We start from the raw sequence: 10,468 nt of genomic DNA, 5'->3' as shown, positions 1-10,468 counted from the left end.
GCCCCCATGTCGAACTTCATCAGACTCCTCCCTCACCCCGTCAGCCTGGCCGAACTCATGCTCGGCATACCTATCAACTCAGGCACCACTGATGCAATCCAGACAGATTCTGTCACCCCGCACGACGGACGTCGCGCCCAGGGTGGGCCCTGCGCCACGCCGCGATGGAAAGGTCCCATTCGTCGCCCGTGAGCGCGGTGAGGGAGGCCGGGAACAGGCCGTCCTCCACGCCCTTTCCAGTGGGCGAGGAGGACGGCCGTCATGGCCGCGACCAGCGGGATCTCACGACAGCCGCAGTAGTGGCACATGCGCCCAGCGCGGGGCGGCTACTCCCCTTCGCCCTCGAGGTTGCCCTCCGTGTCCAGGTAGACCTGGCGCAGGGCCTCCAGGACCTGCGGGTCCGGCTTCTCCCACATGCCGCGCGATTGCGCCTCCAGGAGACGCTCGGCGATGCCGTGCAGGGCCCAGGGGTTGGCCTCCTCCAGGAAGGCGCGGTTCTCGGGGTCCAGGACGTACGTCTCCGTCAGCTTGTCGTACATCCAGTCCGCGACCACGCCCGTCGTGGCGTCGTAGCCGAACAGGTAGTCCACGGTCGCCGCCAGCTCGAAGGCGCCTTTGTACCCGTGGCGGCGCATCGCCTCGATCCACTTCGGGTTCACGACGCGGGCGCGGAAGACGCGGGAGGTCTCCTCGACCAGGGTGCGCGTCTTGACCGTCTCCGGGCGGGTGGAGTCGCCGATGTACGCCTCCGGGGCCGTCCCGCGCAGCGCGCGGACGGTGGCCACCATGCCGCCGTGGTACTGGAAGTAGTCGTCGGAGTCCGCGATGTCGTGCTCGCGGGTGTCGGTGTTCTTGGCCGCCACCGTGATGCGCTTGTACGCGCTCTCCATCTCGGTGCGGGCCGGCCGGCCCTCCAGGCCGCGGCCGTACGCGTACCCGCCCCACACCGTGTAGACCTCCGCGAGGTCGGCGTCCGTGCGCCAGTCGCGGGAGTCGATCAGCTGGAGGATGCCGGCGCCGTACGTGCCGGGGCGCGAGCCGAAGATACGGGTGGTCGCGCGCCGCTCGTCGCCGTGCTCGGCCAGGTCCGCCTGCGCGTGGGCCCGTACGAAGTTCTCCGCGGCGGGCTCGTCCAGGGAGGCCGCCAGCCGGACCGCGTCGTCCAGCAGGCCGATCACGTGCGGGAAGGCGTCCCGGAAGAAGCCCGAGATGCGCAGGGTCACGTCGATGCGGGGGCGGCCCAGCTCGGCGAGCGGGATCGGCTCCAGGCCGGTCACCCGGCGCGAGGCCTCGTCCCAGACCGGGCGGATGCCGAGCAGCGCCATCGCCTCGGCGACGTCGTCGCCCGAGGTGCGCATCGCGCTCGTGCCCCACAGGGACAGGCCGACGGAGGCGGGCCATTCGCCGTTGTCCGTGCGGTAGCGGGTCAACAGCGAGTCGGCCAGGGCCTGGCCGGTCTCCCACGCGAGGCGCGAGGGCACGGCCTTCGGGTCGACGGAGTAGAAGTTCCGGCCGGTCGGCAGGACGTTCACCAGGCCGCGCAGCGGGGAACCGGACGGGCCGGCCGGGACGAAGGCGCCGTCCAGGGCGCTGACGACGTGGGCGATCTCGTCGGTCGTGCCCGCCAGGCGCGGGACGACCTCCCGGGCCGCGAAGTCCAGTACCGCGGCCACGTCCGCCGAGTACCCGGCCGCGACCGAAGCCACCGCCGCGGGGGCCCAGTTGGCGTCCTCCATCGCCTGGACCAGGGCGCGGGCCGTCTCCTCGGCCTCGTCGGCCGTCGTACGGGTCGCCGCGGACTCGTCGAGGCCGAGCGCCTCGCGCAGGCCGGGCAGGGCCGTCGTACCGCCCCAGATCTGGCGGGCGCGCAGGATGGCGAGGACCAGGTTGACCCGGGCCGGGCCGGTCGGGGCGCCCCCCAGGACGTGCAGGCCGTCGCGGATCTGGGCGTCCTTGACCTCGCACAGCCAGCCGTCGACGTGCAGCAGGAAGTCGTCGAAGCCCTCGTCGTCCGGGCGCTCCTCCAGACCCAGGTCGTGGTCGAGCTTCGCGGCCTGGATCAGGGTCCAGATCTGCGCGCGGATGGCGGGCAGCTTCGCCGGGTCCATCGCCGAGATCTGGGCGTACTCGTCCAGGTGCTGCTCCAGGCGCGCGATGTCGCCGTACGACTCCGCGCGCGCCATCGGCGGGACGAGGTGGTCGACCAGGGTGGCGTGCACCCGGCGCTTGGCCTGGGTGCCCTCGCCCGGGTCGTTGACGAGGAAGGGGTAGATCAGGGGCAGGTCGCCGAGCGCGGCGTCGGGCGCGCAGGCCGCGGACAGGCCGGCGTTCTTGCCCGGCAGCCACTCCAGGTTGCCGTGCTTGCCCAGGTGGATCATCGCGTCGGCGCCGAAACCGCCGTCCTCGGCGCGCGCCTGGATCCAGCGGTACGCGGCCAGGTAGTGGTGCGAGGGCGGCAGGTCCGGGTCGTGGTAGATCGCGATCGGGTTCTCGCCGAAGCCGCGCGGCGGCTGGATGAGGATGAGCAGGTTCCCGCGGCGCAGGGCCGCGAGCACGATGTCGCCCTCGGGGTTGGCGGAGCGGTCGACGAACATGTTGCCCGGGGCCTCGCCCCAGTGCTGCTCGACGCTGCCCCGGAGCTCGGCGGGGAGCTCGGCGAACCAGCGCTTGTAGTCCGCGGCCGGGATGCGGACGGGGTTGCGGGCCAGCTGCTCCTCGGTGAGCCAGTCCTGGTCGTGGCCGCCGGCCTCGATCAGGGCACGGATCAGCTCGTCGCCGTCACCCGAGACCAGGCCGGGGATGTTCTCGACGGGACCGAAGTCGTAGCCGCCGGCGATGAGGGTGCGCAGCAGCTCGACGGCGCTGGCGGGGGTGTCGAGACCCACCGCGTTGCCGATGCGGGAGTGCTTGGTGGGGTATGCGGAGAGGACCAGCGCGACCTTCTTGTCACGGCGCTCGATGTGCCGCAGCCGGGCGTGGCGTACGGCGATGCCCGCGACCCGGGCGGCCCGCTCGGGGTCGGCGACGTACGCGGGCAGGCCGTCCTCGTCGAGTTCCTTGAAGGAGAACGGGACGGTGATCAGACGGCCGTCGAACTCGGGCACGGCGACCTGGGTGGCGGCGTCGAGGGGGGACAGGCCCTCGTCGCTCTCCTCCCAGTTGCTGCGCGAGCCCGTCAGGCACAGGGCCTGGAGGATCGGCACGCCCAGCGCGGCGAGCGCGCCGGCGTCCCAGGACTCGTCGTCGCCGCCCGCGGAGGCGGTCGCGGGACGGGTGCCGCCGGCGGCGAGGACGGTCGTGACGATCGCGTCGACACCGTCCAGCTCGGCCAGCAGCTCCGGTTCGGGGGTGCGCAGGGAGGAGACGTAGAGCGGTACGGCCTGCGCGTCGTGGGCCTCGACGGCCTCGCACAGGGAGTGCACGAAGGCGGTGTTGCCGCTCATCTGGTGGGCGCGGTAGTAGAGCACGGCGATCCGCGGACCGGTGGTGCGCTGCGCGGTGCGCTCCAGCCGGCCCCAGGTGGGGGCGGCGGCGGGCGGCTCGAAGCCGTGGCCGGTGAGCAGGACGGTGTCGGAGAGGAAGCGGGCCAGCTGGTCCAGGTTGGCCGGGCCGCCGTGCGCGAGGTAGCCGTGCGCCTCGGCAGCGATGCCGATCGGAACCGTGGAGGCCTCCATCAGCTGGGCGTCGGGGGCCTGTTCGCCGGTCAGCACGACCACCGGGCGGGTCTGGCCGGGGGCCAGGAGGAGGTCGAGGCCGTCCTGCCAGGCGCGGAGGCCCCCGAGGAGGCGTACGACGACCAGGTCCACCCCGTCGAGGAGGCCGGGCAGGTCGTCGAGGGGAAGGCGGGAGGGGTTCGCGAACCGGTACGGGACGGGGCCGTCCGCGGCGGCGCGAGCGCTGAGCAGATCGGTGTCGGACGTCGACAGCAGCAGGATCATGCGGCGGCAGGCCTTCCTCGGGGTTTCCGCGCCCCGGGCAGTGAGGACAGCGGGAGTTCCTGACTCACCCCGCCGGTTGCTCCGCGGGGTTCACAGTGGCGGGACCGCGCCGGAATCGCACCGGGCTTCCTCCCAGGTCGCCGTCCTCGGCGACGACGGGCCGAGCGGTCCGTCGATGGTCATCCTAGGTGGCCGTCGCCCTGGCCGGCAGCGGGGGTCGTGGTGTGCGGCGGCGCTGCCGGGGCTCTGCCCCGGACCCCGCGCCTCAAACTCCGGCGAGGCCGGATTCGCTGGTCCGGGGTGTTGATGGACACAGGTCAGGGGACGGGAATCGTGGGTATGCTCGCCGCCATGCCCCAGCCCCCTGCCGCCGCATCGCGGGACGAACCCGTCATACGGGATCGTGGCGACGCCTGCCCCGGAGCGCTGCGGCTGCACGCGGCGGACGACGGGTTCCTCGCGCGGGTGCGGATCCCGGGCGGGCTGCTCGGTGCCTCGCAGGCGGCCGCGCTCGCCCTGGCAGCCGACCGGTTCGGCGACGGGCACCTGGAACTCACCTCGCGCGGCAACATCCAGCTCCGCGGCCTCGCGGAAGGCTGCGGCCCCGGGCTGGCCGAACTGCTCGACGCTGCCGGACTGCTGCCGGCGCCCTCGCACGAGCGGATCCGCAACATCGTCGCCAGCCCGCTGGCGGACCCCGCCGCGGTGCGCGCCTTGGACACGACGCTCTGCGCCGACCCGCGGGCCGCCGCCCTGTCCGGCCGGTTCCTGTTCGCCGTCGACGACGGGCGCGGGGACGTGGCCGCCCTCGACCCCGACGTGACCCTGCTCGGCCGGCCCGACGGCCGGGTGCTGGTCCGGCTCGGTGCGGCCCCGGACGCCGCCGAGGTGGCCGCCGCCGACGCCGCGCGGGCCGCGCTGGAGGCGGCCCTGCACTTCCTGGCCGCCGCGGCCGCCGCCGGTACCCTGGCCTGGCGCATCGCCGAACTGCCCGACGAACACGCCCTGGAATCCCGGCAGTTCACCACCCGGCTCATCGGGCGGGGCATCGGCGCGCGGTACGTCCCGCACGCGCCCCGCCCGTACGCGGACCCGCCCGCTCCCGGGGTGCACGGGGACGCGCTCTGCGTACTGATCCCCCTCGGCCGGCTCACCACCGCCCAATGGCGGGAGCTGCCCGGCGACCTGCGCGTCACACCCTGGCGCAGCGTCCTCGTCACCGACACCGCCGCCCGCCCCGCGGGGCTCGTCACCTCACCCGACGGCCCCTGGGAGTCCGTCACCGCCTGTACCGGGCGGCCCGGTTGCGCCAAGGCCCTGTCCGACGTGCGCGCCGACGCGCGGGCCGTCGTACACCAGGCGCGCGGGCAGCTGGCCGTGCACTGGTCCGGGTGCGAGCGCCGGTGCGGGCATCCGCGCGCCGCCGCCTGGGTCGACCTCGTCGCCACCCCCGAGGGGTACCGGCTCGACGGGCGCCCCGTGCCCCCGAACGAACTTGCCGCGGCTGTCGCCGACGCGCGCAGCCGACCCCGAGTGTCCGAAGACGCAGTGAAGAAATGAGCGAGTACACCGTGTTTGAGTACGAGAAGGACGGCGCCGCGATCTACCGCCAGTCCTTTGCCACGATCCGCGCCGAGGCGGACCTCTCCGGGCTGCCCGCCTCGGTCGCCCAGGTCGCGGTGCGCATGATTCACGCCTGCGGGATGACCGACCTGACCCGGGACCTCGGATACACCCCCGACGTCGTGCTGCGCGCACGGGCCGCCCTGGAGGCGGGTGCGCCGATCCTGTGCGACGTGCAGATGGTCGCGAGCGGGGTCACCCGCAAGCGGCTGCCCGCCGACAACGAGGTGATCTGCACCCTCTCCGACCCGGCCGTGCCCGATCTCGCCGCGAAGATGGGTACCACGCGCAGCGCCGCCGCCCTCGAAGTCTGGCGGGACCGTGGCCTGTTGGAGGGTTCGGTGATCGCCGTCGGGAACGCGCCGACCGCGCTGTTCCGGCTCCTGGAGATGATCGAGGAGGGCGCCCCGCGCCCCGCCGCCGTCATCGGCGTCCCGGTCGGCTTCATCGGCGCCGCCGAGTCCAAGGACGCCCTGGCCGAACACCCCTCGGGGCTCGACCACTTGATCGTCCGCGGCCGGCGCGGCGGCAGCGCCATGGCCGCCGCGGCCGTCAACGCCATCGCGAGCGTGGCCGAATGAGCGCCGGACGTCTCTACGGGGTCGGGCTCGGGCCCGGCGACCCCTCCCTGATGACCCTGCGCGCGGTCGAGGTGATCGCCGAAGCCGATGTCGTCGCCTACCACAGCGCCCGCCACGGCCGCTCGATCGCCCGCTCCATCGCCGCCAAGCACCTGCGCGCGGACCACGTCGAGGAACCGCTGGTCTACCCGGTGACCACCGAGACCACCGACCACCCCGGCGGCTACCAGGGCGCGATGGAGGAGTTCTACGAGGCCTCCGCCGCCCGGCTCGCCGCGCATCTGGACGCCGGCCGGACCGTCGCCGTGCTCGCGGAGGGCGACCCGTTCTTCTACGGCTCGTACATGCACATGCACAAGCGGCTCGCGGGCCGTTACGAGGCCGAGGTGATCCCGGGGGTGACCTCCGTGAGCGCCGCCGCCGCCCGGCTCGGCACCCCGCTCGTCGAGGGCGAGGAGGTGCTGACGATCCTGCCCGGCACCCTGCCCGAGGAGGAGCTCACCGCGCGCCTCGCCGCGACCGATTCGGCGGTCGTGATGAAGCTCGGCCGCACCTTCCCCGCCGTGCGGCGGGCGATGGAGGGCAGCGGCCGGCTCGCCGAGGCACGGTACGTCGAGCGGGCCACCATGGCCGGGGAGCGCACCGGCTCCCTCGCGGACGTCGACCCCGAGAGCGTCCCGTACTTCGCCGTGGCCGTCGTGCCCAGCCGGATCGGCAACCCGGGCAGCGTGCCGTCCGGCCCCGGCGAGGTCGCGGTCGTCGGCACCGGCCCGGCCGGGCCGCTCTGGCTCACCCCGCAGACGCGGCGGGTGCTGGCCGACGCCGAGGTGCTGGTCGGGTACACGACGTACCTGGACCGGGTCCCGGTGAAGCCGGGCCAGATCCGGCACGGCTCGGACAACAAGGTGGAGTCGGAGCGCGCCGAGTTCGCCCTCGACCTGGCCCGGCGCGGCAAGCGCGTGGCCGTGGTCTCCGGCGGCGACCCCGGGGTCTTCGCCATGGCCACGGCGGTCCTGGAGGTGGCCGGCCAGGAGGAGTACAAGGACGTGCCCGTACGGGTCCTGCCGGGGGTGACCGCCGCCAACGCGGCGGCCGCCGCGGCCGGCGCCCCGCTCGGCCACGACTACGCCACCATCTCGCTCTCCGACCGGCTCAAGCCCTGGGAGGTCATCGCGGAGCGGCTGCGCGCGGCCGCCGCGGCCGATCTGGTGCTGGCCCTGTACAACCCGGGCTCGCGCAGCCGTACTTGGCAGGTGGCGCAGGCCCGCGAGCTGCTGCTGGAGCTGCGTTCGCCGCAGACCCCGGTGGTCGTCGCGCGCGACGTGGGCGGCCCCGGGCAGTCGGTGCGCATCGTCACGCTCGCCGAACTGGAGCCGGCCGAGGTGGACATGCGCACGATCCTGCTGATCGGGTCCTCGCAGACCCAGGTCACGGAGCGCGCCGACGGATCGAGGATCACCTGGACGCCGCGCCGCTACCCGTGACCGGGTGGGGGTGAGGCGTACGCGCCGCCGAGCCAGTGCAGGGCCGCCGTCACCGAACCGGCCTCCGCGACGTCCTCGGGGACCGGGGGGCGGCGTACGACCAGGACCGGGATGCCCGCCTCGCGGGCGGCGGTCAGCTTCGGGGCGGTGGCGCTGCCGCCGCTGTCCTTGGTCACCACGACGTCGATCCGGTGCCGGGCCAGCAGCTCCCGCTCGTCGTCGAGGGTGAACGGGCCGCGGGCGAGCAGGACTTCGAGCCGCGGCGGCGCCGGCGCGGCCGGCAGGTCCACCGAACGCACCAGGAACCAGGTGTCGGTGAGGTGCGCGAAGGTGTGCAGGCCCATCCGGCCGGTGGTCAGGAACACCCGGCCGCCGAGGCCCGGCAGCAGGGCGGCCGCCCCGGCCAGCGAGTCCGTGAAGGTCCAGTCGTCGCCCGGCTCCGGGGCCCAGCCGGGGCGGCGCAGCGCCAGCAGCGGCACTCCGGTGAGCGCCGCAGCCCCGGCCGCGTTGAAACTCATCCGCTCCGCGAAGGGGTGGGTGGCGTCCACGAGGTGGGTGACGCGGTGGGCGCGGACCCAGGCCGCCAGCCCGGCGGGTCCGCCGAAACCGCCGATCCGGGTCTCACCCGGCGGAAGCACGGGGGCGGCGACCCGCCCGGCCAGCGAAGTCGTCACCCGGGCCGCCCCCGGCGGGGCGGGCGGGGCGGGCGGGGTGCCCGGGGTGCCCGGGGCGTCCGTCAGGGCCTCGGCGAGGCGGCGGGCCTCGGTGGTACCGCCGAGGATCAGAACGTGCGGGCGGACCGCTTCAGCAGACATGCCGGTCGCGCTCGGGCGAGTACAGGTGGCTGTCGCGGAACTGCTCGGCGCCCAGGGTCCGGCCCACCAGGATGACGGCGGTGCGCACCAGCCCGGCCTCCTTGACCTGGGCGGCGATGTCGGCCAGCGTGCCGCGCAGGATCAGCTCGTCGGGGCGGCTGGCCATCGCGACGACCGCGACCGGGCACTGGGCCCCGTAGTGCGGCAGCAGCTCGTCCACGACCCGGTCGACGTAGCGGGTGGCCAGGTGCAGCACCAGCAGGGCGCCGCTGCGCCCCAGCGTGGCGAGGTCCTCGCCGGGCGGCATCGGCGTGGCCTGCTGGGCGATCCGGGTCAGGATGACGGTCTGGCCGACGGTGGGAACGGTCAGCTCCCGCTTCAGCGCCGCCGCCGCCGCGGCGAAGGCCGGTACGCCCGGGACGACCTCGTAGGGGACGGCGGCCGCGTCGAGCCGCCGCATCTGCTCCGCGACGGCGCTGAAGATCGAGGGGTCGCCGGAGTGGAGCCGCGCCACGTCCTGCCCGGCCGCGTGGGCCCGTACGCACTCGGCGATGATCTCGTCGAGGTTCAGCTGCGAGGTGTCGACCAGCCGGGCGTCCGGCGGGCACTCGGCCAGCAGTTCGCGCGGCACGAGGCTGCCCGCGTACAGGCAGACCGGCGCCGCGGCGAGGGTCCGGGCACCGCGCACCGTGATCAGGTCGGCGGCGCCGGGGCCCGCACCGATGAAGTACACGGTCATGTCTGATCCTTCTCCTCGTTCGTCTGCGTCTGCGTCTGCGTCTGCGTCGGCTTCGGCTTCGTGACCGACCACTGGGTGACCGGCATCGCCTGCCGCCAGCCAGTGAAACCGCCGACGGGCACGGCGTGCGCGACGGCCAGCTTCACCAGTTCGCCGCCGTGGCGCCGGTAGCGGTCGGCGAGGACCGCCTCCGACTCCAGGGTGACGGTGTTGACCACCAGCCGGCAGCCGGCGGGCAGCGCCGCCCAGACCGCGTCGAGCAGGCCCGGTGCGGTCAGGCCGCCGCCGATGAACACCGCGTCGGGCGCGGGCAGTTCGGCGAGGGCCTCGAGCGCGGGCCCGGTGACCACGCGCAGCCCGGGGACGCCGAGCGCCGCCGCGTTACGGGTGATCCGCGCGGCCCGCTCGGGGTTGCGCTCCACCGAGACGGCCCGGCAGGAGGGGTGGGTCCGCATCCACTCGATGCCGATGGAGCCGGAGCCGCCGCCGATGTCCCACAGCAGCTCGCCGGGGGCGGGGGCCAGGGCGCACAGGGTCGCGGCGCGGACGTGGCGCTTGGTGAGCTGGCCGTCGTGCTCGTAGGCGGTGTCGGGCAGCCCGGGGGTGGCGCCGAGCCGCGGGACGTCGGCGGCGGGGTCCCGGCGGCATTCCACGGCGACCACGTTCAGCGGGTCGCCGGGAGCGTGGTTCCAGTCGTGTGCGTGGCCCTCGTACGCGTCCTCGCGCTCGGAGCCGAGCTGTTCCAGCACCCGCATCCGGCTGGGCCCGAAGCCCCGCTCTCGAAGCAGAGCGGCGATCTCGTTCGGGGTCACCGCTCCGGCGCTCAGCACCAGCACCCGCCGGCCCTCGTACAGCGCGGCCGCGATCCGGGCCACCGGGCGGCCGACCACGGTGACCACCTCGGTGTCCTCCACGGGCCAGCCCAGACGGGCGCAGGCGTACGACACGGAGGAGGGGTGCGGCACCACCCGAAGGCGCTCCGGCCCGAGTTCCTCGGACAGGGCGCGGCCGATCCCGTAGAACATCGGGTCGCCGCTGGCCAGCACCGCGATCCGGCGCCCCGCGTGCTCCGCCGCCAGTTTCGGCACGGCCGGCCGCAGCGGGCTCGGCCACGCCACCCGCTCCCCGGCGCACTCCCCGGACGGCAGCAGGTCCAGCTGGCGGGGCCCGCCGATCAGGACCTCGGCGCCGGACAGCGCGGCCCGTGCGGCGCGGGTGAGCCCGGCCCAGCCGTCGGCGCCGAGGCCGACGACCGTGACGGGTACGGGTGGGGGTGCGGAGCTCACTG

Annotated in this window: 7 protein-coding genes and 1 riboswitch; of the genes, 3 read left to right on the top strand and 4 right to left on the bottom strand. The window is 74.7% G+C overall.

The genetic code is table 11. The annotated features are described in order from the left end of the window. Positions 1-326 precede the first annotated feature (326 nt). Positions 327-3,938 carry a cobaltochelatase subunit CobN gene (gene cobN / locus ACFWBF_RS30925; protein ID WP_385607697.1) on the bottom strand — a complete coding sequence of 1,204 codons (3,612 nt, stop codon included), beginning with the start codon at positions 3,936-3,938 and terminating at the stop codon, positions 327-329. Between the two features lie 53 nt (positions 3,939-3,991). Continuing rightward, a riboswitch (cobalamin riboswitch) is annotated at positions 3,992-4,070 on the bottom strand. Positions 4,071-4,289: 219 nt separating this feature from the next. Here cobN and ACFWBF_RS30920 point away from each other — a divergent pair. Genes ACFWBF_RS30920 through ACFWBF_RS30910 form a run of 3 tightly spaced genes read left to right on the top strand, consistent with a single transcriptional unit; the run spans position 4,290 to position 7,626 of the window. Beyond that, positions 4,290-5,498: a cobalamin biosynthesis protein CobG gene (locus tag ACFWBF_RS30920; RefSeq protein WP_385607696.1), complete on the top strand. Its 1,209-nt coding sequence runs from the start codon at positions 4,290-4,292 to the stop codon at positions 5,496-5,498. Further along, positions 5,495-6,142 (top strand): precorrin-8X methylmutase, encoded by a 648-nt coding sequence (locus ACFWBF_RS30915; protein WP_385607694.1) that lies wholly within the window; start codon positions 5,495-5,497, stop codon positions 6,140-6,142. Before ACFWBF_RS30920 ends, ACFWBF_RS30915 begins: the two co-directional genes overlap by 4 nt. Beyond that, on the top strand, positions 6,139-7,626 hold the full coding sequence (locus ACFWBF_RS30910; protein WP_385607692.1) for a precorrin-2 C(20)-methyltransferase: 1,488 nt from the start codon (positions 6,139-6,141) through the stop codon (positions 7,624-7,626). Before ACFWBF_RS30915 ends, ACFWBF_RS30910 begins: the two co-directional genes overlap by 4 nt. Here ACFWBF_RS30910 and ACFWBF_RS30905 read toward each other — a convergent pair. From ACFWBF_RS30905 to cbiE, 3 genes are read right to left on the bottom strand one after another with little or no spacing between them, the layout of a single operon-like run. Further along, positions 7,617-8,441, bottom strand: a complete 825-nt coding sequence (locus ACFWBF_RS30905; protein ID WP_385607690.1) for a cobalt-precorrin-6A reductase — start codon at positions 8,439-8,441, stop codon at positions 7,617-7,619. The two genes, ACFWBF_RS30910 and ACFWBF_RS30905, sit on opposite strands and share 10 nt — an antisense overlap. After that, complete coding sequence (gene cobM / locus ACFWBF_RS30900) at positions 8,431-9,180, bottom strand: precorrin-4 C(11)-methyltransferase (protein ID WP_385607688.1); 750 nt, start codon at positions 9,178-9,180, stop codon at positions 8,431-8,433. The genes ACFWBF_RS30905 and cobM overlap by 11 nt, the downstream gene beginning before the upstream one ends. Continuing rightward, a complete protein-coding gene (gene cbiE, locus ACFWBF_RS30895; RefSeq protein ID WP_385607686.1) occupies positions 9,177-10,466 on the bottom strand; it encodes a precorrin-6y C5,15-methyltransferase (decarboxylating) subunit CbiE in 1,290 nt (429 codons plus the stop codon). Before cbiE ends, cobM begins: the two co-directional genes overlap by 4 nt. Between the last annotated feature and the right edge of the window lie 2 nt (positions 10,467-10,468).

This window comes from Streptomyces sp. NPDC060028 (assembly GCF_042736725.1).
Classification (GTDB): Bacteria; Actinomycetota; Actinomycetes; order Streptomycetales; family Streptomycetaceae; genus Streptomyces.
This window is presented reverse-complemented; position numbering and strand designations above follow the sequence as displayed.